Below are 23,744 nucleotides of genomic sequence, written 5' to 3' on the forward strand. Positions count from 1 at the left end.
TGTGTGGTAATTCGGGTTCTAACCCGAATTACCACTCACGACCAGCTGCGGCAGACTGGGCAGGCCGGCGTCCAGGATTGTCCTGGCAGGCTGTCTTCGGCCGCACCGAACAAGGATCTCGCCCTGCAGTACTAGCGCGGTTTTCGGACGTAGGGGATGTTCCCGCGTTGGACCAGGCGCTCCTTCGCGGTCACGAACGCGGGGTAGTCCTCCCAACGGGCGTGGCGGGTCCGCCACGGGAATTCCTTGACCGCACCGGGATGGATGGACAGCTTCACCATGCCGAACCGCCGCCGGAAGGAGCTGACGATGCCGGCCTCGATCAGGCGGACGACCTCCTCCTTGTGCAGGAGCGTCCTGCGGGTTTGCCAGGCCGCCCACAGCCTGCTGAGCAGAGCCGTGACGAGGACCGCCGGGCCGACGAGCTGGACGACCGTGCCGGCGATGAGGACCACGAGGACCGCGCCCGCGTCGGACAGCAGGATCAGCACGAGACCGCTCAAGCAGCCCACGGACGTCGTCCCCACGGCGAAGATGGCCACGGCGAGCGGGAGCATTTCCAGGTTCTTGTTGCCTCGGCGCTCCTGGAGCCAGCACGCCGCCATGCTCACCAACAGCGCCACGATGTTCAGGACGCCGACGCCCCAAAGCGCCCACAACACTGCCTTAAACACCAGCATGACTGCCTCCCCGGGTTCGTCCGCCCAGCATGCGCCGAGCTCGGACATCGCGTCAAGACACAGTGTCCGGACAGTGTGTCCGGATTTGCTGTCCGGTTATGATCCGGTCGTGCCTTCAGTGACCCGGCCGACCGGCCGCAAACGCCAGGACCGCCGAGAGGAGCTCGAGCGACGTCTGTTCGCCGCCACCGAGGAGCTCGTCGGCGCCGGCGAGGCCTTCACCGAGCTCAGCGTCGAACGGCTGGCCGGCGCGGCCGGCATCTCCCGCTCGACCTTCTACGTCCACTTCGAGGACAAGGGCGACCTCGTCCGGCGGCTGGCCAGGTCGGTGCTGGCCGAGCTGCGGGAGGTGTCGAGCACCTGGTGGGAGACGGCCGACCCGGCCGGCCTCACCGCGGCCGTCACCGCGATCGTCGCGGTCTACCGCCGGCGCGCCGCCTCCTTCACGATCATCACCGAGACCGCGGCCTACGACCCGGCCGTCGCGGCCGAGGTGCGCACGCTGATGCAGGCCATCATCGACGCCACCCGCGAGGCGATCGAACGCGGCCAGGTGGCCGGCGTGATGCGCCCGGTCCGCCCGGCCGAGACCGCCGCCATCCTCACCTGGATGGTCGAACGCGCGGGCTACCAACTCGTCCGCGGCACCGAACCGGCCCAGGACGAGCACGTCGTCGACGCCCTGACCGACATCATCCGGACGACCCTGTACGCCTGACTGCCTTTGCGGGCAGCCCGGGCTGCCCGGAAAGGCGGCTGCCGGCCGGCGCGGAACCGGACGCCGCGGACGTACCGTGGAGCCATGGCGGAGCACGTGGAGGGACTCGCCCCACCGGTCGCCCGTGCGCACCCGGCCGGCAAGCACCGCGACCCGCCCGGATCCGGTGGCGGCGGACTCCTGCGCCTGCAGCGGCTGGCCGGCAACCAGGCGGTCGGCCGGTTCCTGCAACGCCCCGGCGCGCTGCGGGTGTCCCGGCAGGTCGACACCAGCCAGGCCGCGCCGATCAAAAAGGAACTCGACAGCCTGATCCCGTTCAACAGCACCCTGGAGGAGCTCTGGGCGAAGCTCGGGCTGCAGCTGCCCGAGGCCATCGCGGATCCGGCGTACAAGGACCTGTGGGACCGGTCGGTCACCAAGGAGAAGATCGACCCGGTCGCGGCCGCCCGCCCGCTGCTGTCGGGGTTCGCCTCCGACACCGTGGCGCTGTCGCAGTCCACACTGGGCTCGCAGGTCATCCGCCTCGAGAACCTCGCCCAGGACCTGCAGAAAGCCAAGGAGGACAAAGCCAAGGAGAACCAGTCCAGGAGGCCGGCCGAGCACAGCGACCCGGGCGGGGTCGAGGACAAGGGCAAACTGGTGAGCCGCGACACCACCCCCAAACCGCTGGCCGACGCGGGCAACCTGGTCGACGCGGCGACGGTGGTCGACTTCCTCGAGAACTGGCCGGACATCCTGCGCGGGGCGCAGGTGGGCATGCGGCGCACCGACATCAGCCTGCTGGCCCCGCCCGGGCCGCCGGTCGCCCCGTCGCCCGTGCTGCTGCCCGGACCGGATGGCCGGGACGCCGCGCGCACCGACGCGGGGCCGCCGGGGGAGCAGCTCTCGCCGGTGCTGTTCGACCCGAACCTCGACGTCGAGTACGAACGCAAGCGGGGCGGGGAGATCGACGACGTCGCGCTGGGCGTGCTGCGCGACGTCCACCGGCAGTGCGTCGAGAACGCCGGGACGTTCAAGGAACTGATGGCGGCGATGCTGGCCGAGGACGCCAACCTCGCCGTGCTGCACGAACGGCACGAGCTGAAATCGGTCAGCGCGCTGTCCGGCCAGTCCGAGGCCGTCGCGACCGACGCGATCATCCGGACCGCGCAGCAGAACGCCACCGACGCGAAGACGTTCCTGACCATGCTCGGCACGCCGGGCAAGGTGGACTGGAAGATCCTCGGCCCGTCGATCAGCCGGTTGCTGGGCGGCGAGCCCGGCCGACGGGACTGGTCGACCGCCGGCGTGAAGTACTTCGTGGACCTGTACAACAAGAAGATCACCGAGGCGGAGAAGGCGAAGGCCCAGGCCGAGCTGGGACTCGCGGTCGCGAACGTGGTCGCGATGCTGGCGTTGCTGACTCCGGCCGCCCCCGCCGCCGGTGCGTTCCTCGCGGTGATGGACGTGGCCGCGGCCGGCGGCGCCGTCGCGGACTCGGTCGCGGCGAACCGGCGGGCGGACATGCTGGGTGCGGCGGCCGCCGCCCAGATGGCGAGCAAGGACGCGGCGCAGGCCGCGCGCGAGCAGGCGGACGCGAAGCGCGCCGCGATGGTGTTCACGCTCATCACGAGCGCACTGCCCTACGTGTCCGCCGCCGCGTCCGGTATCGCGCGGACCGCGGGCCAGGCCGGCTCGGCCCTGCGCGGCGCGAAGTGGCCGGCGCTGATGCCGGCCGGGCGGGCCGGGCAGCGCGGCGCCGTGCAACTGGATCTGCTGCTGGACCTGAGCACTCTCGGCTTGTCCGCGGTCGCTCGCAACCGGGTGCAGGGAATGCTGGTCCTGTCCCAGATGGCGTCCCGGATCCAGACGATCAGCCGCACCTTGAACTGGAGCCGGGTGACCGCCGCGCTCGCCAGGGGCGGTGACGAGTCGCTGCTGCACCTGGGCAGCAAGTACGGCTTGATCGACTACATCCGGTACCACATCCACGGCCCCGGGCTCGGGCGTGAGGCGTACCCGATCTTCCTGGCGCCGGAGCGGGCGAACCAGTTCGCCAACAACCACATCGAGGGCTTCATGCGCCGGGAGTTCAAGGCGGGCGCGGACGTCGATTTTTCGGTGGCGTACACGACGTTCAACGGCGACGAGCTGTCGCCGTTCATCCGCGGCATGCTCACCAGCGGCGACAAGAAGATCCTCACCCGCCTGGCCCTCGACCAGGGCCTGATCGAGAAATTCCTGAAGTCGGCGACGTACGACATCCGGGTCACCCGCGGCGGCGTGACCCGGACCTACCGGGCTGGTGTCACGGTCGGCCCGCCCGGCTCCGGGGCGGTGAGCCTCAGCCCGCCGACTCTGGTGCCGTGATCGGACTGTCGACGGATTGTCGACGGAGCATGCGATCGTCGCCCCTGGGGGACGGGCTCGTCCCCACGAGGGGCGGGAGGCCACGTGCGTGTCAGATTGCTCGGCCCGGTCGACGCCGTCGTCGGCGGTGTGCCGGTGTCGATTTCGGGACTGCGGCGGCGAGCGGTCCTTGCCGTACTCGCCCTGCACGGCGGCGGAATAGTCGGCAGGCGCCGGCTCATCGAAGCCGTGTGGGGCGACCAGGCGGGCAGGGTGTCGCCGAACACCCTGCAAAGCCACGTGTCCGCCCTCCGGCGCGTGCTCGGTGACCGGAACGCCATCGTCGCCCGATCACCGGGTTACCTGCTGGATCCCGGGCGCGGCGCGACGGACGTGAGCGAGGCGCGGCGCCTGGTCGAGCGGGGCGAGCGCGGTGACGACCCGGCGCGGAGTGCCGCGACCTTGCGCACCGCGCTGAGCCTGTGGCGGGACCGCTCGCTGATCGACGTCGGCGGGGTGGCGTGGCTGGACGAGCAGGCGGCCGGTCTGGAGGCGTTGCGCACGCGAGCCCAGCTGGCGCTGATCCGGGCCAGGCTGGCCCTCGGCGAGCACGCCCAGCTGGAACCGGACCTGGAGCGGCTGGCCCGCGCGCGCCCGTTCGACGAGCAGGTGCACGCGCAGCTGATGTTCGCGCTGTACCGCACCGGCCGGCAGGCCGACGCGCTCGGCGTGTACCGCAGGCTGCGCCGGACCTTGGCCGACAACCTCGGCATCGACCCCAACCAGCGGCTACGTGACCTGGAAATCGCGATCCTGCGGCAGGACCCCGCGCTCGCCGTCCGGCTGCCGGCCGGTTGTTCGCCGTGATCGCCGTGCAGCGTGCCGACCACCGGGTTTCAGCTTCGGCTCAGGGCCGTTTCAGCGCCGCTTGGCAGAGTCGGGCGAGGGCCGGATGCCGAAGCCGGCGCCGATCTTCGCAGACAGGACTCCCATGAAACTTCGACGGCTCCTGCCGCTCACCGCCCTCGTGGCAGCGGCGGTCGTGGCCGGCGCCGGGGCGACGGCGCCCGCGAGCGCCGCGAAAACACCCCTCGGATACGCCGGCAGCCCGTTCGCCGGCGCGGCCCAGCACCCGGACGTGCCCGGCGGGTCCGCGCCCGCGGTGGCCGGTCCGCTGGTCAACGCGACCTCGCGGAACTGGGCCGGCTACGCCATCACGTCGTTGTCCACGCCCGCCGCCACCTTCACCCACGTGCACGCGTCGTGGACCCAGCGTCCGGTCACCTGCCCGGCGGCGGACGCCTGGGCGGTGTTCTGGGTCGGCTTCGACGGGTGGACCAACGGCACGGTCGAGCAGGGCGGCAGCTCGGCCAGGTGCGTCAACAGCACGCCGATCTACCAGCTGTGGTGGGAGATGTTCCCGACCAACGCGATCCAGCCGGTCCTGACCATCGACGCCGGCGACTCCGTCAGCGCGGACGTCGCTTACGACTCGACGACCGGGAAGTTCACGATCACCGTCGCGGACGCCACTCAGCACACCAGTTTCTCCACGACCCAGACGTGCGCAGCCGGCCTCGTCTGCTCCCGGAACAGCGCCGAATGGATCGTCGAGGTACCGGGCCGCTTCGGGACCAGCGACCTCTTCCCGCTCGCGAACTACGGCCGGGCGCTGATGGGCAACGCCGTCGCCTCCGACGACGCGGGCCACGGCGGGTCGATGACCGCGAGCTCGACCTGGCAGCGGACCAGGATCCAGGAGCAGGACGCGACGACCACGTACGCCGTGACCGAGGGCGCCAGCCGGAACGGTCAGAACTTCGCGGTCACCTGGGCGCACCAGTGAGCCCGGTCCGGCGCGCGGCCATGGTGGTGTGCGCCGTCCTGACGACCGTGGTGGTCACGGCCGTGGCACCGGCGGTGGCCGCGAACCCGATCACCATTTCCACCGGGCTGTTCACCAACAGTGCCGCGCTCGCCTGGTCTTCGGCGCCGACCACCACCATGGGCGACCGGACGGTCACCAGGACCACCACCGGGGTGCCGGGACTGGTCGCCGCCGGCCCGACCGGGTCGGTCTTCCACCAGACCCTCGGCGTGTCGAGGTACATGTTCATCGGTACCCACAACCACGTCCTGTTCCTGGAGACGCCGACCGGCGGCGGTACCCGCTCGGTGTCCCTGGTGGACTTCACCACCACGCCACCGACCGAGCGGCCGATCCTGTCCGTCCTGGCCGGTTCGGCGGCGGTGAGCTCACCGGGCGTCCAGTTCAGCATCGGGACCGGAGACGCGTTCTTCGTCTTCGCTCCCACCGGCACCACGGTCGCCGGGCTCGGCATCTACCGCAGTGACAACGGCACGATCCTCTGTCCCGGGCCGCCACCACTGGTCCCGACCGGGCAGCTGTTCGGCGAGGCCACGGCGACCCAGCTCCGGATCAAGATGGGCGGCACCGTGCTGGCCGCGTGCGCCCGCCCTCCGGGCACCACCGGCTGACCCTCACGGGTTACTCACGGCGCGCGGTAGCGGACTCGCCCGCTACCGCGATTCCGCCGTAGAGTGCCTTCATGCGTGCCCTCGTGTCCGCCGCGGAGATCGCCCGCACCCGGCCCGACAACGCCCATGGTCAGTGATGGCCCCGGACAGCGAATACAGCCGGTTCCTCGACGACCTGCTCCCCGAACTCGAGTTGTCCCTGAGCAAACGCGAAAACGCCGAAGGGGCGCTGGAGCGGCTCCGCGCCTACTACGCGGGGTTGCCCGCGCCCGGCCAGGAGCAGCGGCCGGAACCGGGCCGGGTCGCCGTCATCGCGCTCGATCCCTGGCGCGACTGGTCGGCCGAGGTCAAGAGCGCGGTGCTGGTCGCGGACCTGGTGATCTGCGACGACCCGCTGCTGTACGTGCAGGACCACATCAAGCGGTTCGCCCACTTCTACCGGCAGACCTTCGGCAGGCGGCCCGGGACCCGGCTTTCGGCCCACCTGGCGACCCAGCTCGACCGGATCTGGGACGTGCTGCCGCTGGTGCGAGCCGGGCTCGTCGTGTTCCGGCCGCTGCGCATGGCGGCCGAGGAAACGGTGGCAGCCGTGGAACGTGCGGTCACCGACCACCTCGCCGACCACCTGGAGATGCTCGCCTACGACGTGCACAGCTATCCGCAGTGGGTCGAATACCGGCTGCCCTTGCTGGCCGAGCACGAGAAGATCGAGCTGGACCGCGAGCTGTGGACGGAATTCGGCATGGGGCCCGCCGAGATCGCCCGCTTCACCGTCGAACCGCGGCTGACCCTGCAGTCGCTGACGACGTGGAACGGGCTGCTGCACGCGGAATCGGTCGACGGGACGTTCTGGAGCACGTCCGACGCGTACTGGCGGCTGGCCCGTGACGCGATGAACGGCCTGCATCCCGGGACGAGATTGCTGTCCTTCGTCGACACGCTCACCCGGCCGGTCCTGGAACGGATGCCGGCGCAGGACCTGGTCGCGATCCGGCGGAACGACGAGGCGTTCGACGCCTTCCGACGGCACCTCGCGCTGACCGAAGACCTGATCGGCTCGGATCCGGACGCGGAGCGATTCCCCGCCGACGTCGCCCGGATCTTCGACGAGGTGTTCCGGCCGAACATCCGCGTCATCGAGAAAGCCATGCGGCGCAACACTCTGCTGCGTGACCTGCCGTTCGTCCTGGCCACGGCCGGCTTCGCCGTCGCCGGCGGGGTGGCGAGCGCCGCACCGCCCGCGGCGACGCTCTTCGGTGCCCTCTCGAGTCTCCTCGGCTTCGGCCCCGCGGTCCGGGACGGCCTGCGCCGGGAAGCCAAGGTGCAGCAGGAGCCGGCGTTCGTGTTCTGGAAGCTCGGCGTGCCCGGAGCGTCGTGAGGCGTCGCTTCCCCGCGGCGCGTGGCCGGGTGGTCCTCGTTACCGGCCCGGTTGGTGGATCTCCGGTTGCGGCTTCGGCGCGCGGCGGGCGAAGGCGGGCGCCCGTTCGGGGCGGAACCCGACGCCGACGAGGTACACGGACAAGGCCTGCACCAACGGGAACCGCCGAGCCGCGGCGAGCAGCGGCCCGGCCGGTCCGGCCAGGCCTCCGGTCGCGAGCGGACGGGCGAGATCCGCGTGCATGATCCGTTGCAAGGTCTGGACCAAGACGGTCGCCGGTAGCCGGCGCCGGCGCACCCGGGCGAGGTCACTGCTGCCGACCGCGCCCCGGCGCAGTGGCTCGGCCAGCGTGGTCGCGGCCGCCACGGCGTCCTGGACGGCCAGGTTGACACCCATGCCGCCGACCGGCGACATCGCGTGCGCGGCGTCGCCGAGGCACAGGAGCCCGTCGGTGTGCCATCGGCGTAGCCGGTTGAGCCGCACGTCGAGGTGCTTGACCTGGTCCATCGACACCAGTTCGCCGACCCGGCCGGCGTAGTCCGGGAGGAGCTCGGCGATGTCGTCCCGAAACGCCGCGATGCCGCGAGCCCGCAACCGCCCGTCGGTTCCTTTGGCGGCTACGTAACCGATCTGGAAGTAACCGGGCCGGGGGATGACCACCGCGAAGCGTCCCCGCCCGGCGGTCCGGGACAGCACGCCGCTCTGCTCGCCGGCCCGCCGCGAGAGCTGGAACCACCAGGTGTCGAACGGGACCTTGTACGTGGTGACCGGCAGGCCGGACGCGGCGCGCAGGAAAGAGTGCCGGCCGTCGCAGGCCACGGTGAGGTCCGCCCGGATCTCGCCGTCGACGCGCGTACCGGAACCCGTGTCCGCGCGGTATCGAACGCCGGCGACCCGGCCGTGCTCCTTGATGACGGAGGTCGCTTCGGTGCCCATCCGCAGCCGGAACGCCGGCTCGGCTCGCCCGGCGTCCGCGAGCAGGGTGAGCAGATCCCATTGGGGCACGATCGTCATGTAGGGGTGCCGGACACCGAATCGGGCCAGCGCCGCGAAGTCGCCGACGCGCTCGAACCCGCCGGCCCGAGCGGGCAGCATCACTTCGGTGACGCGGGAGCGTGGCAGCGCCGCGAACCGGTCGCCCAGGCCGAGATCTTCGAGCAGATCCACGGTGGCGGGGTGCACGGTGTCGCCTCGAAAGTCGTCCCGGAAGTCCGTGTGCTTTTCCAGGACGGTGACCTCGACTCCGGCGCGAGCCAGCAACAGCCCGAGCATCATCCCGGCGGGGCCGCCGCCGACCACGCAACAGGTCGTCCGTGGCATCAGGCCGGTACCGTCCGGCCGGGGGCGGAACGGGAAAAACCAGGCATCGGAAGGCTTTCCGGTAGGTGCGGCCCAGGTCCAGGCGGGACGATCCGTCCCTGGTGGTTCCCCGGTGGGGCGGGGGCGGCCCGAACGTACTGAGGTGAGCCCGGTCCGCACAAGCGCACTCTCGCCAGGGCCGGCGGTTCTGCGCGGAACTCTCGTGAGCTGGGGGAGAAACGGGCAGAATCCGATCTAGGGCCCGAGTGTCCTTCAGGGACGACGGCGGGCCGGCGAACGGCCCCGAGTCGGACACCGACCCTCGGACCGAGGCCGAGCCGAGCGCCGGCCGCAGGGTCGCGCCGGCCGAGGACGCGGCGCGGCCGATCGATCAGGTGCTTTCATCCCCCGTCAGGGTGTCACCCGTAACTTGGCCGCCGAAACCGGCGATTTGGATGGCACTCACGTCCGAGGAGGTCCGATGAAACCGTTCTTTTGTCACGCGAATCGTCCGATCGGCGTTTTCGTCAAGGTGGCCGTTGTTGCCGGATTGCTGGTCATGGGGGTGATGAATTCCGCGCCGGCCCAGGCGGCTCCCGGCCGGACCAGCCGCGGCGACGCGGAAGCCGTCCTGCACGCCAGCGGCACCGGCGGAGCCGCCATCCGGAACCATCGCACGGTCAGCGACGGCTCTCCGGCCGACCTCGACAGACGGGTGTCCATCCGCGTGCTGCCATCGGTCGACGGCCGGCACTTCTGCCAGGACGACTGGCACGTCATCCTGGTGGCGGAAGTCAGCGGCGGGGACAAGTCGTTCACCATGCAGAACGCCAAGGCGGAAGCGAGCTCTTTGCGGCTGGAATTCTTTCTCGACGGCTCCCCGCTGGCCACCGAGCGCACGTCGATCAAACGGTTCCTGAACCCGGGCCAATTCGAGCTGGAAGAGGCCTACCTTTTCCAACAGGGCGCGATCATGGCGCCCGATGATCTGACGGTCGGCGCGCATTCGTTGCGGGTGGTCGCCACCGACCCGGCCGGCAGCGGAGAGAACACCATCACGGTCTGGATCGATGCCACGGGTACCGGTGTCTGCCGTTGACTCCGGCGGGCTGGTGGGTTCTCCGCCCCCAGGAACGGAGAACCCACCGGACGATCACCGCCGGATCACCCGCGGATGCCGATGACGGACGAAAGGTAGGCGGCCTGAGCCCTGTTTTCCCTGCCGGATACGCTGCCGCGGCCGAGCACGAGAACCGATGGGGGACAAGGCATGGACGTTACTTCCGGTATGGGCAGAGTGCGCGTTTACGAACCCATTCCGAATGTGCCGTCCGGGGCCGAACCGCTGTTTGCCGGGTTTGTCCAGAAATTGACCGGGCTGATCATCGTCCGCATGGGGCTCAGCGGTGCGCTGGTCATGCTGGGTGTGCTGCTCGTGCTCACCGAAGGGTGGGGGAGCACGCTGCCCTACATCTACTTCGGCGCCTTCGGAGGCATGCTGGCGATGTGGACTTACGTCCTGAGCCTCTACCGGCGCGTCCGAAGTCACTTCGGCGAGCCGTACCACCAGCTCGACGTCGCCCCGGACGGGTTGTTCACGAAGGGTTCGCGGGTATCGGTGCGCCTGCCGGACGGGCGGTGGCTGCGGACCCGGCTCCCCGACGGGCCACGGGTACAGCTGGCGGGCGAGCGACGGCTGTGGGTGCTCGGCACGGGCCGGCGCGTGTTCGTCCGCCCGCCGGGGGCGATGTGGTTGCGTTCCGGGCGGATCGAGGACGCACCCGGTTCCGGCGCAGCGCCTGCCGAGTTCGTCTCGCGCACCCCGACGCCGCCGTCGCGTGATCCGGTGCTCGCCGCACACCGGGCGTTCCAGGTCCGGCGGGCGGCCGTCACCGGGGTGACGTTGCTGGTGCTGGGCGCGGCGGGGATCGCGTTCGCGTCGTCGATGGAGCCCGAACCCGATGCCATCGCGGACGCGGCGGGGGTGGGCGGCGTCGCCGGGGGCAGCGCGGTTTTCCTCATGCTGGGGCTGTTGACGGTGGTCGGCAGCCTGCGGCTCCGCCGTCCGATCACCGGGGACAGCTGGGTGGAACTGCGGATCGCGCTCGACACGCCCTTCGTGCCGCGCGCTCGCACCGCGGTCCGGCTGACGGGCTGGGCGTTGTACCCGGACGGCCGGCAGACGCGGTTCCGGCTCGTCGCCGACATCTCGCTGGCCGCGAACGTCGCGGTGACCGGGCAGCTGTGGTTGCTGGGCTACCCGCCGCCGGGCAAACCGGCCAAAGCCGGTCTTCCGGGGCACCCCTGCCTGGGCAGCTTCCGCCCGGCCTGAGCCCGACGCCTTCAGTCGCACCAGCCCCAGCCGCTGACGGCGACCGCGTTCGTGCCGCTTTCCCCGGCGTGGTCGCCGACCCAGCCCGCGTAGCTGATGCACTGGGGCGCGTACCCCCGGACGACGGCGTAGTACTTGTAGTTCCCTTGGTCGTAGACGTTCCGGCTCGAGTCCTCGGAGTCCCGGTACAGCCCGGCGAAGGTGTCCGTGGCGACCCCGATGAACGACCACTTGATGGTGACGACGCAGTTGTAGCCACCGGACTTGTAGAGCAGGTAGACCCCGCCCCACTTGCTCCCGCCGTCGGTCTTGGCCGGCAGCGAGGAGATGACCCGGTAACCGGCTCCGCAGACCTCGGTCGGGGTGTACGGGTTCGTGGCCGCTCCGGCGGGCGGCGCGGCCACCAGGACGGCTGCGATGCTCAGCAGGGCGGCCAGGGTCCGGCGCGGAAATTTCATGGGAAACCCCTCGTTCGTCACTTGCAGGTCCAGCGCAGCGCGGCGTGGTCGCCGCCGGTGTTGCCGAAGATCACGCCGTCGTCGCCGATGACGTACACATCCGCGTCCCCGCCGTCCGGGAAGGGGAGCAGGCCGAGCAGCTTGGTGTCCTGCCAGACCGCGGACGGTCCGATCAGGTTGGTCAGGCTGCCCGCGATCAGTCCGTGCTTGTTGGTCGCTTCCGCCGTGCCGCCCTGCTCGAGGGGCCGCGGGTCGGCCGGGCCGTGCCACGCCAAGGCGCGCGAAGCGGGCCACGAGTCGATCGCCGTGCCGACCACGACGCCGTTGCGGATCTGCCGGATCAGCACGGGACGGTCTTCGCCGGTCAGCGGGGTGACCACGCCGGCCCGCCAGAGTCCGCCGAGCTGGTTGTCCGGGGCGCCCAGCAGCACCGTGCCGTCGTCGTCGAGGTCCATGCCGTACCGGTCCGGGACGTCGATGATCCGCGGTCCCACGGCCAGGACCGCCCAGAGGACGCTCACCCGGTGGCCGTCCTCGAGCGACGTGGCGGAAGTGAGCACGTCGCCGCGGTCGTTGAGGGCGACGGCCGATTCGAGCCGGTATCCGGGCGGGTCGGGCAGGCGGGTCAGCGTGCCGGGACCGAGGTGGCCGCCGCTGAACAGGTAAACGCCCCGGGGCGTCGACGGAAGGCTGCCGTCCAGCAGCACTGTTCCCGCGGAGTTCTCGTCGGCGACGTGCGGGTAGACGAACGGCGCGAGCGCGTCCGGGATGCGGGGCTTGCCGTCGGTCCAGAGCACGACCTTGCCCATGTTGACACTCCGGTCACCGACTTCACCGGAGTAGTTGCCGTGGCTGTCGGTCCCCCTGATGTCGACGTCGGCGTCGAAGTAGCCGTCGGGCGCCACGATCTTGTGCGCCGTCCAGGTGCAGGCCTCGGCCGCGGTCGCGGAAGGTGCGGTGACGGCGGTGCCCAGTGCGAGTGCCGCGAACGTGAGCGCGGCAGCACGTCGGAACATACGAATCCCCCTCGGAATCGGTCGACGCCGAGTCCACGCCCCGCCACGCTCGCAGGTTGAGCCGCGTCACCCGTCCGGCGTAGTTGGCGGCGCGGGGTCGACAGCCCGGCAGGCCCGACGACGGCACGGGTGGGGGCACGCGGTGGTACTTCGCCGCCGGGTCACCCGGATCGCGGCCGTAGCCGGCGGATGAGGTCGGCGGCCGTGGTGCAGGCCTCGTCGGTCACGACGTGCTCGTTCCCCGGCGCGATCGCCACGTCGAGCCGGGCCCCCGCCGCCTCGAACAGGCGGCCCGTCTCCGCGACCCGGTGGGCCGGCACCCACGGGTCGTCTTCGATACTCCGCAGCAGCACCGGCACGCCGACGAGCTCGGTGCCGGCCGGCGCCTTGATCGGGTCGGGGCCGATGAACCCGCCGGTCAGCAGCACCACCGCGCCGATCCGTCGCGGCCGGGTCAGCAGCAGGTGTGCCAGCAGGCACGCGCCCTGGGAAAAGCCCAGCAGCACCAGGTCGCCGGCGGCCGTCCCGGTGTCGAGGAGCGTGTCGATGCGGGCCTCGATCGCCGCGAGCGCTTCGTCGAGCTGGGGCTGGTTCGCCTCCATCGGCTGGAGGAACGGAAGCGGGTACCAGCTGCCGCCCGCCGCCGCCGGTGCGACGAACCGAGCCGGCAGCGAACCGAACCGCGCGGTGAGCCCGCGCATCACCTCGGGCTCCTGCCCGCGGCCGTGCACGGCGAGCACCACGACGGACGCCTCGGCCGGGCCCCAGGTCAGGACCCGCTGACCGAGGTGGGGATTCACCGGCGCCCTCAGCCGTCGATCGGCTCGAGTGCCGCCAGCAGTTCCTCGCGGCGGTGCTCGAACTGCTCGGGGAGCTGGAACCGCTGCCCCAGCTCGTGCGGCGATTCGTCGCAGTCCCAGCCACCGTCGGCGTGGGTGACCGCCAGTTCGAACAGGGCACCGGCCGGCGACCGGACGTAAACGCTCTTGAAGTACTTGCGGTCCTTCAGCTCCGAGATGTCGGTGTAGCCGCGGCCCTCGACTTCGAACTTCAGTTCGTCCTGGTTCTGCAGGGTGTCGGCGTTCCAGGCGAAGTGGTGGTGGGTGCCGGCCCCGTAGTGCCAGGTCCCCTGCTCGTCCGCGCGGTTGACGGTGATCTCGAGGTGGTTGCCGTGGGCTTGCTTCCCGAGCTGCACCGCGACCCGGTCGCCGTCCTCGGCCAGCCCGGCCTGGGCGTAGAAGGTGTCGTTGGCGAACTCGACCGTGCGATCGGGTGTCGTCACGTGCACCCCGAGCCCGTGCAGCCCGTGGATCGCGTACTCCGGCGGGACCCCGTGGCCGGCGTGGCCGACCCGGTCGTCGCCCTCGTTCGCGACGAACACGTACTCGATGCCGCACGGGTGCTCGAACGCCAGCCGCCGCCGTCCGAAGGCCTCCACGTTGCGCACCTCGACGTCGTGCTCGGTCAGCCGCCGGTGCCAGTGGTCGAGGCTGCCCTCGGGAACGGACAGCAGCACCTCGCGGCTCTGGTTGGTGCCGCGCTTGCCGTACAGCCCGACCTGGGCCCACGGGAAGGTGGTGACCACGCTCGACGGATCGCCGTTCGCGTTCGCGTAGTACAGGTGGTAGATCGGCACCGAACCGTCGAAGAGCACGGTCCGCTTGATGAACCGCATGCCCAGCACCTTGACGTGGAAGTCGACGTCCTCCTGCGCCCGGCCGACCGACAGCGTGATGTGGTGGGAACCTTCGATGTAGGCCATTGCGGGCGTCTCCTCGTCGAGCTGCGACCACTTCCGGGGCCACGCTACGAGCGGCCGGCGTCCCGGGCATCGGGGAAACGTGCACGCCGATGTCGCCGATGCGCACGGCATCGCCGACGGCGTACCCTGGTCGCGTTGCCCGAGTGTCTCCAGGAGCGACCATGGCCGGTTGGTTGAACCTGATGCCCACCGGGCACGTCGTGCCCGACACGGCGGCCAAAGTCGGCCCCGGTGTCTGGGAACAGCAGGTCAACGCCGGTGTGTCGCTGCACTTCAGCTTCGAATTCGACAACCCGAAGACGTTCGCCGGTTCCATCACCCACCGGGCTGTCGGCGAGCTCGGCCTGTTCGGCGTCGCCTGCCTGCGGCACACCGTCCACCGCCGTCCCGACGACCTGACGCGCGCCGCCGACGCCTCCTTCCTGCTGACCCTGCAGCTCGCCGGTACCAAGCAGGTCACCCAGGACGGCCGGGCCACGACGCTGCGCGCCGGAGAGTTCGCGCTCTACGACTCAGAGCAACCGCTGACCTTCGACGTCAGCGACGACTACCGGTCGGTGAACGTGCGGTTCCGCAAAGCGACGGTCGGCGCCCACGACGCGGCGGCCTTCGCCCACCTGGTCGCCCGCAGGTTCTCCGCCGACCACGGCATCGCGCCCGTGGTCTGGTCGACCATCCTCAGCCTCGGTTCGCTGGCCCCGGCGCACCAGCCCGCCGGGATCCTGCTGGCGGGCAACGTGCTCGACATGACGGCGACCATGCTGCGCGCCCACGCCGGGATCGCCGAGCCGGCCGGCAGCGACGACCGGCTCCGGCGACGGCAGGCCGTGCAGGCCTACATCGACGCCCGACTGTCCGATCCGGACCTGCGCGTCGAGACCATCGCGGCCGCCTGCTTCGTTTCGGTGCGCCACCTGCACGCCCTGTTCCGCGACAGCGGCCACACGGTGGCCGGGTGGATCCGGCACCGCCGCGTGGAAGCCTGCAAAGCCGACCTCGCGAACCCGGCCGCCCGCGACGTCCCGGTCGCGGCGATCGGTGCCCGCTGGGGGTTCGGCGATCCGTCCCACTTCGGCCAGGTCTTCAAGGCGACCGCCGGCGTCACCCCGGCGGAGTTCCGCCGCCGGGCGCTCGCCTGACCGTGATCGGCAGCAGCTACCGGGCACGGCGGCCCCGCTCCTGGCGGGAGCGGGGCCGCCGGTCACGCGGTCAGTCGACGTACACCGAGTAGCCGATGCCACCCGACCTGGTGCCGTCGGCTGTGTTGCCCCGCACGAGGACCGAGTAGCTGCCCCGGTCCGATGGGGTCCACGTCATCGTCCCCGCACCCGAACCGTCCGCCGGCACGGTGAGCTCCTCCGTCACGGCACCCCGGTCGCCCCGGACGGAGTAGGTGTACGAGACGATGCCCGGCATCCCCGGTGTGAAGGTGAACGTCCCCGGCACGCCGGCACCGCCCGACCATTGGCTTTCCGGGTATTCCTTGGACGACACGTACGGTGCGCTCAAGATGCTGAAGTAGTACGTGCTCTCCTGCGAGGAGACGGTGCCGGCCGTCACCGTACGCACCCGCAGGTTGTGGTAGGCCGAGCCGTCCGGCGGCAGCGGGGGAGTCCACGCCAGCACGGAGCGCCCGTCCTGAGCGGCCACCTGCTGGAACGGACCCCAGTCGAACGAGTACTCGAACACCGCCGCGCCCGGCTGACGGGCTTCGAACGTGAAGGTGCCGGGGAATACCCGACCGTTCGCCTGGAACTCCTTCGAGGTCACCGTCGGACCGTTCGTCACCGTCCACGTGATGTTGTCCGTTGCCGACCACACGCCCGCCGCGTTCTTCGCACGCACCAGCATCTCGTAGTCGCCGATCTTCGGTGGGGTGTAGCTCACCGTCGCGGTGTTCCCGCTGACCGGCACGGTCCACCTGGTCGCCGGGTCCGCCGTCAGCCAGTACTCGAACTCCACGGCGCCCGGCATCGGGGTGGTGAACGTGAACGTGGCGGCTCTGCCCTCCGTCCCGATGTCGCCCTGGTAACCGATCTCCGGTCGCCAGGTGTTGAGCGACAACCGTTTCTCCGCCACCGGGGACAGCCCGCCGGACGCGTCGCGGGCCTGGACCCGCAGCAGGTACTGGTCGGCCGAGGTGAACTCGACCGGCAGCGCGGCGGTTCCGTCTGCGTTCGCCTTGACCGTCCACTTCGTACTCTCGGCACTCGCGAACCAGTAGTCGTACTCGACGACGTGCGGCATTCTCGGGGTTGCCGTGTACGTGGCCGAGGTGCCCAGGTCGACGTTCCCGGGCCCGCTCACCACCGGTGACGCATCGACGAGGAACCGGTACTCCCGTTCCGGCGATGGCACGCCCGAGGCGTCGGTGCTGCGCACGAACAGCACGTGATCACCGCCGGTGGCCGGCGTGATCGTCACCTCGGCGACGCCGTCCTGGCCGGCCGTGACCGTGGCGGACGCACCGCCGTCCAGCCGGTAGCCGTACGCCACGACGTTCGGCATCCCCGGCGCGAACCGGAACACGCCCGGCACGCCGATGCCGCCGTCCGGGCCGCCCTGCGGCGGGTAGCGGTCGGACGTGACCGTCGGCCGCGTCTCCTTGACGATGAACGAGTAGTAGGTGCTGAGCGAGAGGTTGCCCGCCCGGTCCCACGCCCGCACGACCACCGACTGCCAGCCGGTGGCCGCCGGCGTGAAGCTCACGGTGGCCGTGCCGTCGGGGCCCGCGGCGATCTCCTGCGTGTTCGCACCGAAGTTGTAGTCGTACCGCGCGACGTCGGTGGAACCGTTGGGGGAGAACTTGAACTCGCCCGCCACGCCGATCCCGCCGCCCTCGGCACCCGCCGGGTACGTCGCGGAGACAACGGCAGGCGCCTTCGGATCCGTGCGGTCGACGGTGAACCGGCACGGGCCCGCCGTGGACGACTTCGCACCCCAGCTGTCCTGTGCGTACACCTCCCACGCGTAGGTGCCGTCGGCGAGTTCCGAGGTGTCCGGGTACGCCGCGGCGGGATTGCCCGACCCGGCACCCGTGTGCCGTTGCGACGGGGCCGCCACCGGCCACCACGTGAACCGCCCGGACGTGAAGTCGCCGTTCGGGTCGGACACCTGCGCGCTCAGCTTCAGCTGGCCGCTCGCCAATGCTCCGGTGCCGTCCTTGGCACAGGGTGCGTCATTGGAGCGGAGGTCGGTCGGCTTCGCGGGCGGCGCGTTGTTGACCACCCGCAGCGTCACCGGAGCCTCGATCAGCCGGTAGAACGCCGGGTCCGCTTCGTGGGCCTCGGCGACGCGGAAGGCCAGCGTGAGGTGACGATCCTTGTGGCCGACGGCGTCCCGCACCGCGGTGGTGACGTCGAAGGTGGCGTCGTTGTCGATGCAAGTGCCGTCGGCGCCCCTGGACGCCACCCGGGTCTTCTCCGCTGGGCGGTTCTGCCAGGTCGACTGCTTGGTGTAGGCGGAGGTCCGCCACACCTCGGTGGCGCGGCCGTCGCAGCTGGCGTAGTGCGTCTCGCCGGCCGACAGCAGCACCGTCGTGAACGGCGCACCCCGCAACGAGCTCAGGTCGAAATCCACGTAGGAGCGTTGGCGGTGCGGTGTGGTGTCCCAGGTGCCGATCGGCAGGTTGCCGGATGGCTTGAAGTAGGTGGTGGTCGGTGCCGCCGAGTCGACGTAACCCCAGGACGTCGCGGACAGCGTCACCTCGGAACGCGGTTGCCCAGCGGTTTCCGCTGCGGCCATCGCGCCATCGGTGCCGGTGAGCGCAATGGCGAGCGTGACGCCGAGCAACGTCAGTGATCTTCGTAAGGTCATGCTGGCTCTCCCCTTGTTGCGTGCACGACGTACACGCCCGAAGGGCAGGATTGGTTGCTCTGTGGATCAGCCCGCACGAACTCGCGGCGCCGGCCACGGGCGATACCGTGGTGCCATGGGTACGCCGCCGCCGTTGGTCTGGTACGCCAGTTACGGATCCAACCTGTACTCCGCGCGGTTGCGGTGTTACCTCGAAGGAGGAACCCCGCTGGGCGCCCAGCGTTCCTACGTCGGATGTCGTGACCGCAGCCCGGCGCGGCGCATCGTGGCGAGCGAGTTCCCCGGCGGGGTCTACTTCGCCACCGAGTCGCCGGTCTGGACCGGTGGCCGGGCGTTCTTCGACCCGGAGCTGCCGGGCCGGGCGGCGATGCGGTCGTACCTGGTGACCTCCGGGCAGTTCGCCGACATCGCCGAGCAGGAGATGTACCGCGAGCCCGGGGCCGACCTGGATTTGACGACCGTGCTGCGGACGGGCCGCGACCAGCTCGGGCCGGGTCGCTACGAGACCTTGCTGCACCTCGGCGATCTCGACGGCTTCCCCGTCCTGACGTTCACGGCACCGTGGTCGGCGTCGGACATCGAGAAGAACCCACCGTCGGCTGCCTACCTGGCGATGCTGGTGGGCGGATTGCGGGAGGCGTACGGCTGGTCTTATCCGAAGATCGCCGAATACCTGGCGCCTCTGCCCGGGGTGCAGGGGCACTGGTCAGCGCAGAAGATCGCCGACCTGGCTCCAGAGGGCACTTCTTGACGACCGGAAAGTGCTGGAGCAGGCGGTCCAGTCGGCTGACCTGGGGGAAGCCTCAATCGCCCACGGGCGGGAGAGTCAACGTGGGTTGACGGCGATCCGACGGGATGGCCGATGTGTTCCTGGTTCGGACTCCGTCGCCTGATACGGGCGGTGAAGCGTGGGGAGTGCCCCTGATCACCCTGTACCGGTGTCGTGGCGGGGGAGTGAGGCAACCGACGGACCCGCCCCCTGCGGTGACGGGGGAGGGTCCGTCGGTTGCCTGGCGGCGATCACGGTCGCGGGACTGGATCGCCATCCTCGGCAACAGCCCCCTTTACTGTATAACGCCATATACGGCGCGTATGTTTAAAACACGCATTCGCGGGGGGTCTGTTCCATCCCAAAAACGCTCCGAAACACGCAGGGCCATGCCGCCGTTTTCCCCGTGATCGCCCGATGAATTGTGGTGAGCTCCGCCAGGTAGTGGAACGCTGCTGGCTGAGCATCAGGGCGCTCCTCGGAGAGCGTGAACACGTCGTCGAAGTCGAATTCCGTAGGGCCGGGCGGCGCGGGCAGCGACGACGTTGCGCGCGGCGGTCGCGCTGTGGCGTGGTCCGTGCCCGAGTGGGGTCTCCAGCCCGCCGCCCGCCGGAACCCGAGCGTGACACCTCGGAGCCCGTGACGCCGCGGGGCCCGGTTCCCCGTCGGCTGCCCGCCGCCACCGAGGACTTCGCCGGGTGCGACAACGTCCTCGCCGTGGTGACCGGGATCCTGACCCGCGGGCCGGCCAGCACGGTACCGGTGTCCGCGTTGGACAACAGCGGGGACCGGCAAGGTGATCGCGTTCGCACCTCGGTCGGTGACGTGGGTGAAGTCCTCGGCCGTCGGCACGGAAACCAGCAGGAACGTCGGGTTTTCCGAGTTCGAGGCGTACCCGGCCGTTACGGGCAGGGGCAGGAAGGCAATAGCCGCCGGTCCGGCACCTTGAATCGGCCAGAAATTTTCGGACGCAGATTCCCGGGCAATCCAGCCGAACGAGTGAATCGGCGACCATCCGGTAATGGACTCCCGGTTCCCGGCGACTCACCAAGACCTCTCGCCCCGGCGCGTCCGAAGGAGCCATGATGCCCGATTATCAGTATTGCGCCCTGCCTCCACAACGCGAGATCGTCCTGCCGCCGGGTATCAGCACCCAGCGGGCGAACGCGATACTCCGAGGCAAGACCAAGTGGGTCAACAACACCACGCTGCGGTACTACTTCTTCGGCAGCACCGACGATGGCTGCCCGCCGGCGTGGCGAGTGCCCGACGCGCAGGCCGCTGTGGTTCGCGCGGCGTTCCAAACCTGGACGGGCCTCGGGATCGGCCTCCACTTCACCGAGGTGCACGAACGGTCCGAAGCGGAAATCCGCATCGGCTTCGACCAATCCGACGGCTCGTGGTCGTACGTGGGCCGGGACATCCTGCAGGCCGGCGCCAACGATCGGACGATGAACTTCGGCTGGGACCTCACCGCGAACGACTACGGGACGACCACGGCTCTGCACGAGATCGGCCACACCATCGGGCTGCCGCACGAGCACCAGAACCCGTATGCCGGCATCGTCTGGGACGAGGAGAAGGTCTACGCGTACCTCGGCGCACCGCCGAACAACTGGCCGCGGGACGTCACCTTCCAGAACGTCCTGCGCAAGGTGTCGGCCGCCGAGGTCACCGGCTCCGGCTGGGACCCCGATTCCATCATGGAGTACGGCTTCCCGGCGGGCCTGGTCAAGGAACCGGTGAAGTTCCACGACAACGGGATCGATCCGCCGGGCACGCTGTCCGACACCGACAAGGAATACGTGCGCAAATGGTATCCGCCGTCCGGTTCCGCGAAACCCACGGTGCTGAAGCCGTTCGCTTCCAGCGCGGTGACGTTGCGCCCGGGCGAGCAGGTGGACTACACGCTACAACCGGCCGAGACGCGCGACTACAAGGTAGGGACGTTCGGTGATTCGGACATGGTCCTCGTCCTGTTCGAGAGCATCGACGGTGAACTGCGCCAGCTCGCCGCGGACGACGACAGCGGCGAAGACCGCAACGCACTGATCGAGGCGAAGCTGTTTCAAGGCCACGAGTACGTCGTCCGGGCGCGGCTCTATTACGCGTGGAACTCGGGCAACACTTCGGTCATGTATTGGTAGCTCGTCGCACGCTCATCTGCCTGGTCGGCCGAATCCGGATACGGCTCGCCGGTGAGATCCGAGACGAAAGATGACGCCATGTTCAAGCAGCGTGTTCAACCCAAGCAGGACCGGCGACTCAACTGGATCGAGCGGGCTCTCGCGGGTACGGCGGGAGCCGTCCTGCTGGTCGTCGCCGTGGGCCTCGTCATCAAGCCGCCCGATCACGACGTCGCGCTGCAACAATGTCCGAATGCCGTGTCGGGATGCATCGTCACCGTCGACAATGACCTCGCCACCTTCGCTGCGCTTCTGGTGGCCGTCGGGGCAGTCGCGGCGGTGCTCGCGATACTCGGTATCCGGTTCGACTCGTTCAAGGCCGGGGGCGCGGAGTTCGGCCGCAGTCACGCGGACACCGAAGGCCTGGCTTGGGCCCCGCCGGTCAAAGCGAGTGCGGAGCCCGAGCCGCCGCAGACCTCGCCGGCCGAAAAGCCGGGTGATCGGCCGATCAGCGTGGAGACACGTCAAGGCCTCGGCAGGACACTCGGCGTCGTCCCGGTGGCGATCGCACGCCTCACCGAACCGATGTCCGCGGTGGACCCGCGGATTCTGCGTGACTACCGTTCGGCGCGAAAAGCGAGCCAGCACGATCACTTCCTGACACACGTGCTCAATCCCGCCACGGCACCAGGGCAGGCCTATTCCGTCGTCATCCGGGTGACCGCAGGCAAAGGCGCAACCGATAAAGTCCGGTCCGCATCCTTCTTCTTCGGCAAGTACTGGGGGAACAAGGTCTTCCCGGGGCAGCGAGGCAAGGACGGGCGATTCGGCGTCGTCACTGAGGCCTACGGGCCGTTTCTCGCACTGTGCGAGGTCGAGTTCGAGAGCGGCAGCCGTCTCCTGCTGGATCACTATTGCGACTTCGACATGGGTGAACTGCTGCGGCCGTGATCTGGCCGCGCTCGGTCCAGCGTTCGGGCGCGGCCAGGTACCGGGTGCTGGACCGCGGGCGTGCCCGCACCGGGTGGGCGACTCGATCGGACTCGTGCGCGTCAGGCGGGGTCGGCGCGGGGCTTCCGCCCGAAAGCCGGCACCGCGTACGGCCGGTGCCGCCGGCGGCCGGTCGGGAAGATGACGACCATGTCCTTGCCCGAGCCGCCCACCCACGCCGGCCGTCCGGGTTGGTGTCGCAGCGACGTGCTGCCGTGGCTCGACATGGAGGCTCGCAGCTCGGCCCGGCTTCCGTCGCGGTATTCGACGAGTATGTCCGGCAGGTGCCTGCCCGTGCGGATCGGATAGTCGGGCTGCACGGTGATCGAGGCCGGCCGCCAGCCGGTTCGCAGCACTGCCCGGTGCCGCCGTCGCCACCGGATCGAAGCGACCAGGCTCAAGGCGGCGGCCGTCAACGCGCACAAGGCGAGAATCCAGAAGAAGACGGACCCGCGATGGTCCATGCCGTCTTCCAGCGGCGTGCGCACCCGGGCCGGGTTCGCGGGGTCGTAGATCACCGTGACCGTCCCGCCCTCGGTGTAGCGCCGTCCCGAGTTCACGGCGATGGTGGCGAACCGCAGGTCGCCCTGCACGTCGTAGGAGACGTGGATCGCCCTCGGGCGGTCTTCGGCCTGCAGTACCGTCCCGGTCACGCGGACACCGTTGCGCAGCAGGTCCGCGGAAGGGCGCTCGAACGCGATCAGGCCGGCGAACACGCCGCCGGCGACCACCAGCCAGAGCACCGTGAGGACCAGCGCGCGCCGGCCAAGGGCGGGCAGTTTGCGAGTCTGGGCGGCCAAGTCCACGGTGCCGTCGTCGACTGCCTCGTCCGGCGGCAGCCACCTCAGGTCTTCCGTCACCTGCCCAGCGTTCCACAGCCGCGGTCCGAAACGGACGGAGCGGGCACCAGGGTTCGCGCGCTGCCGCTGGGGCGTTAGTCCGATCGGGTGAGGCCGCGCTCTCGGATAAACCATCTCCCGTTCCGAGCGTGAAGTACTTGCCGGGCTTCGAACCGGGCCACGGCAATGACTGCTGACCGGCACCCGAGTCCAGTGACAGGTACCCGAACGAGAGGAATGCACATGAGCAGGTTCAGCAGGACGGTGACCCGGTTCAGGGCCGCCACGGTGTGCGGGATCGCCGCGATCTCCATGGTCAGCGGGGCGGGCGTCGCGGCGGCGACCAACCCGGCCGACGCACCGCCCGGGTACGCGGGCCCGTTCTCGTACTGCAAGGGCAGCCGGTACGACTCCATCCCGCTGGGGAACGGCCACGCGTACATCGACATCTGGCGGTCCGCCGAGGGCAGCGGCACGTTGTGCGCGATGACCTACGACGTCCAGGACGGCCGGCACGCGATGGCGGTCTACATCCGCCGTGAGGACTGGAAGACGGGGTGGTACGACCTCGGCAACTACGACAGGTACGCCGGGGCCATCTACGTGGGCGGCACCGAGATCCACTGCGCGTACATCTCCGGGTGGGTGAACATCGACGGCATGGTGTACGACGGCGACCTGCCTGGCGGCGAACAGAAGGTCTGTTCCTGACCTCTCGCTCCTGGTGCGGTTGG

The 23,744-nt window shown here is 70.1% G+C and carries 21 protein-coding genes and 1 pseudogene; 14 read left to right on the forward strand and 8 right to left on the reverse strand.

Annotation, left to right across the window (positions count from 1 at the left end; all coding sequences use genetic code 11):
- Window positions 1–131: 131 nt before the first annotated feature.
- Window positions 132–680, reverse strand: coding sequence for a hypothetical protein (locus tag ACLJQF_RS27345; RefSeq protein ID WP_410612786.1), 549 nt, complete (start codon window positions 678–680; stop codon window positions 132–134).
- Window positions 681–789: 109 nt separating this feature from the next.
- Here ACLJQF_RS27345 and ACLJQF_RS27350 point away from each other — a divergent pair, with 109 nt between their 5' ends.
- The 6 genes from ACLJQF_RS27350 to ACLJQF_RS27375 all read left to right on the forward strand — a co-directional run bounded on the left by ACLJQF_RS27350 (window position 790) and on the right by ACLJQF_RS27375 (window position 7,603).
- On the forward strand, window positions 790–1,398 hold the full coding sequence (locus ACLJQF_RS27350; protein ID WP_410612788.1) for a TetR/AcrR family transcriptional regulator: 609 nt from the start codon (window positions 790–792) through the stop codon (window positions 1,396–1,398).
- Between the two features lie 84 nt (window positions 1,399–1,482).
- A complete protein-coding gene (locus ACLJQF_RS27355) occupies window positions 1,483–3,747 on the forward strand; it encodes a hypothetical protein (protein WP_410612790.1) in 2,265 nt (754 codons plus the stop codon).
- Between the two features lie 84 nt (window positions 3,748–3,831).
- On the forward strand, window positions 3,832–4,593 hold the full coding sequence (locus tag ACLJQF_RS27360; protein WP_410612792.1) for an AfsR/SARP family transcriptional regulator: 762 nt from the start codon (window positions 3,832–3,834) through the stop codon (window positions 4,591–4,593).
- Between the two features lie 124 nt (window positions 4,594–4,717).
- Window positions 4,718–5,572 (forward strand): G1 family glutamic endopeptidase, encoded by an 855-nt coding sequence (locus ACLJQF_RS27365; protein WP_410612794.1) that lies wholly within the window; start codon window positions 4,718–4,720, stop codon window positions 5,570–5,572.
- Window positions 5,569–6,225 carry a hypothetical protein gene (locus tag ACLJQF_RS27370; protein ID WP_410612796.1) on the forward strand — a complete coding sequence of 219 codons (657 nt, stop codon included), beginning with the start codon at window positions 5,569–5,571 and terminating at the stop codon, window positions 6,223–6,225. The genes ACLJQF_RS27365 and ACLJQF_RS27370 overlap by 4 nt, the downstream gene beginning before the upstream one ends.
- Window positions 6,226–6,361: 136 nt before the next feature.
- Window positions 6,362–7,603 (forward strand): hypothetical protein, encoded by a 1,242-nt coding sequence (locus tag ACLJQF_RS27375; RefSeq protein ID WP_410612798.1) that lies wholly within the window; start codon window positions 6,362–6,364, stop codon window positions 7,601–7,603.
- Between the two features lie 39 nt (window positions 7,604–7,642).
- Here the strand turns inward: ACLJQF_RS27375 and ACLJQF_RS27380 are convergent, their stop codons facing one another.
- The gene (locus ACLJQF_RS27380) at window positions 7,643–8,926 is read right to left on the reverse strand and encodes an FAD-dependent oxidoreductase (RefSeq protein WP_410613255.1); all 1,284 of its coding nucleotides are present in this window, start codon (window positions 8,924–8,926) and stop codon (window positions 7,643–7,645) included.
- A 457-nt stretch (window positions 8,927–9,383) separates the two neighbouring features.
- Between ACLJQF_RS27380 and ACLJQF_RS27385 the strand changes: the two genes are divergently transcribed.
- Both ACLJQF_RS27385 and ACLJQF_RS27390 read left to right on the forward strand, forming a co-directional pair.
- The gene (locus ACLJQF_RS27385; RefSeq protein WP_410612799.1) at window positions 9,384–10,001 is read left to right on the forward strand and encodes a hypothetical protein; all 618 of its coding nucleotides are present in this window, start codon (window positions 9,384–9,386) and stop codon (window positions 9,999–10,001) included.
- A gap of 294 nt (window positions 10,002–10,295) precedes the next feature.
- Window positions 10,296–11,234 carry a hypothetical protein gene (locus tag ACLJQF_RS27390; protein ID WP_410612801.1) on the forward strand — a complete coding sequence of 313 codons (939 nt, stop codon included), beginning with the start codon at window positions 10,296–10,298 and terminating at the stop codon, window positions 11,232–11,234.
- Window positions 11,235–11,245: 11 nt separating this feature from the next.
- Here the strand turns inward: ACLJQF_RS27390 and ACLJQF_RS27395 are convergent, their stop codons facing one another.
- From ACLJQF_RS27395 to ACLJQF_RS27410, 4 genes are all read right to left on the reverse strand, one after another.
- The gene (locus ACLJQF_RS27395; protein ID WP_410612803.1) at window positions 11,246–11,692 is read right to left on the reverse strand and encodes a hypothetical protein; all 447 of its coding nucleotides are present in this window, start codon (window positions 11,690–11,692) and stop codon (window positions 11,246–11,248) included.
- 17 nt (window positions 11,693–11,709) lie between these two features.
- Window positions 11,710–12,708 (reverse strand): hypothetical protein, encoded by a 999-nt coding sequence (locus ACLJQF_RS27400; protein ID WP_410612805.1) that lies wholly within the window; start codon window positions 12,706–12,708, stop codon window positions 11,710–11,712.
- A 161-nt stretch (window positions 12,709–12,869) separates the two neighbouring features.
- Window positions 12,870–13,508, reverse strand: coding sequence for an alpha/beta hydrolase (locus ACLJQF_RS27405; RefSeq protein WP_410612807.1), 639 nt, complete (start codon window positions 13,506–13,508; stop codon window positions 12,870–12,872).
- Window positions 13,509–13,516: 8 nt separating this feature from the next.
- Window positions 13,517–14,470 carry a VOC family protein gene (locus ACLJQF_RS27410; RefSeq protein ID WP_410612809.1) on the reverse strand — a complete coding sequence of 318 codons (954 nt, stop codon included), beginning with the start codon at window positions 14,468–14,470 and terminating at the stop codon, window positions 13,517–13,519.
- 161 nt (window positions 14,471–14,631) lie between these two features.
- On the opposite strand from ACLJQF_RS27410, the gene ACLJQF_RS27415 reads away from it, so the two are divergent.
- The gene (locus ACLJQF_RS27415) at window positions 14,632–15,609 is read left to right on the forward strand and encodes a helix-turn-helix domain-containing protein (protein ID WP_410612811.1); all 978 of its coding nucleotides are present in this window, start codon (window positions 14,632–14,634) and stop codon (window positions 15,607–15,609) included.
- Between the two features lie 70 nt (window positions 15,610–15,679).
- On the opposite strand, the gene ACLJQF_RS27420 is transcribed toward ACLJQF_RS27415, so the two are convergent.
- On the reverse strand, window positions 15,680–18,286 hold the full coding sequence (locus tag ACLJQF_RS27420; protein ID WP_410612813.1) for a DNRLRE domain-containing protein: 2,607 nt from the start codon (window positions 18,284–18,286) through the stop codon (window positions 15,680–15,682).
- A 115-nt stretch (window positions 18,287–18,401) separates the two neighbouring features.
- On the opposite strand from ACLJQF_RS27420, the gene ACLJQF_RS27425 reads away from it, so the two are divergent.
- From ACLJQF_RS27425 to ACLJQF_RS27440, 4 genes and pseudogenes are all read left to right on the forward strand, one after another.
- Window positions 18,402–19,037: a histone deacetylase gene (locus ACLJQF_RS27425; RefSeq protein ID WP_410612815.1), complete on the forward strand. Its 636-nt coding sequence runs from the start codon at window positions 18,402–18,404 to the stop codon at window positions 19,035–19,037.
- A gap of 548 nt (window positions 19,038–19,585) precedes the next feature.
- Window positions 19,586–19,681, forward strand: a pseudogene (locus ACLJQF_RS27430) (hypothetical protein); the annotation flags it as partial.
- A gap of 459 nt (window positions 19,682–20,140) precedes the next feature.
- Window positions 20,141–21,202, forward strand: a complete 1,062-nt coding sequence (locus ACLJQF_RS27435; protein ID WP_410612817.1) for a matrixin family metalloprotease — start codon at window positions 20,141–20,143, stop codon at window positions 21,200–21,202.
- A 78-nt stretch (window positions 21,203–21,280) separates the two neighbouring features.
- The gene (locus tag ACLJQF_RS27440; protein ID WP_410612819.1) at window positions 21,281–22,132 is read left to right on the forward strand and encodes a pYEATS domain-containing protein; all 852 of its coding nucleotides are present in this window, start codon (window positions 21,281–21,283) and stop codon (window positions 22,130–22,132) included.
- Between the two features lie 101 nt (window positions 22,133–22,233).
- Here the strand turns inward: ACLJQF_RS27440 and ACLJQF_RS27445 are convergent, their stop codons facing one another.
- A complete protein-coding gene (locus tag ACLJQF_RS27445; protein WP_410612821.1) occupies window positions 22,234–23,031 on the reverse strand; it encodes a DUF3592 domain-containing protein in 798 nt (265 codons plus the stop codon).
- A gap of 222 nt (window positions 23,032–23,253) precedes the next feature.
- Here ACLJQF_RS27445 and ACLJQF_RS27450 point away from each other — a divergent pair, with 222 nt between their 5' ends.
- Window positions 23,254–23,721, forward strand: coding sequence for a hypothetical protein (locus ACLJQF_RS27450; RefSeq protein WP_410612823.1), 468 nt, complete (start codon window positions 23,254–23,256; stop codon window positions 23,719–23,721).
- The last annotated feature ends 23 nt before the right edge of the window (window positions 23,722–23,744 follow it).

It is taken from the genome of Amycolatopsis sp. lyj-109 (assembly GCF_046548995.1).
In the GTDB taxonomy this organism is placed as follows: Bacteria; Actinomycetota; Actinomycetes; order Mycobacteriales; family Pseudonocardiaceae; genus Amycolatopsis.

Coding starts and splice junctions, on each gene's coding strand:
- ACLJQF_RS27345 (WP_410612786.1), bottom strand. CDS start 680: ATGCTGGTGTTTAAGGCAGTGTTGTGGGCGCTTTGGGGCGTCGGCGTC.
- ACLJQF_RS27355 (WP_410612790.1), top strand. CDS start 1,483: ATGGCGGAGCACGTGGAGGGACTCGCCCCACCGGTCGCCCGTGCGCAC.
- ACLJQF_RS27365 (WP_410612794.1), top strand. CDS start 4,718: ATGAAACTTCGACGGCTCCTGCCGCTCACCGCCCTCGTGGCAGCGGCG.
- ACLJQF_RS27375 (WP_410612798.1), top strand. CDS start 6,362: ATGGCCCCGGACAGCGAATACAGCCGGTTCCTCGACGACCTGCTCCCC.
- ACLJQF_RS27385 (WP_410612799.1), top strand. CDS start 9,384: ATGAAACCGTTCTTTTGTCACGCGAATCGTCCGATCGGCGTTTTCGTC.
- ACLJQF_RS27390 (WP_410612801.1), top strand. CDS start 10,296: ATGGGGCTCAGCGGTGCGCTGGTCATGCTGGGTGTGCTGCTCGTGCTC.
- ACLJQF_RS27395 (WP_410612803.1), bottom strand. CDS start 11,692: ATGAAATTTCCGCGCCGGACCCTGGCCGCCCTGCTGAGCATCGCAGCC.
- ACLJQF_RS27400 (WP_410612805.1), bottom strand. CDS start 12,708: ATGTTCCGACGTGCTGCCGCGCTCACGTTCGCGGCACTCGCACTGGGC.
- ACLJQF_RS27410 (WP_410612809.1), bottom strand. CDS start 14,470: ATGGCCTACATCGAAGGTTCCCACCACATCACGCTGTCGGTCGGCCGG.
- ACLJQF_RS27415 (WP_410612811.1), top strand. CDS start 14,632: ATGGCCGGTTGGTTGAACCTGATGCCCACCGGGCACGTCGTGCCCGAC.
- ACLJQF_RS27420 (WP_410612813.1), bottom strand. CDS start 18,286: ATGACCTTACGAAGATCACTGACGTTGCTCGGCGTCACGCTCGCCATT.
- ACLJQF_RS27425 (WP_410612815.1), top strand. CDS start 18,402: ATGGGTACGCCGCCGCCGTTGGTCTGGTACGCCAGTTACGGATCCAAC.
- ACLJQF_RS27435 (WP_410612817.1), top strand. CDS start 20,141: ATGCCCGATTATCAGTATTGCGCCCTGCCTCCACAACGCGAGATCGTC.
- ACLJQF_RS27440 (WP_410612819.1), top strand. CDS start 21,281: ATGTTCAAGCAGCGTGTTCAACCCAAGCAGGACCGGCGACTCAACTGG.
- ACLJQF_RS27450 (WP_410612823.1), top strand. CDS start 23,254: ATGAGCAGGTTCAGCAGGACGGTGACCCGGTTCAGGGCCGCCACGGTG.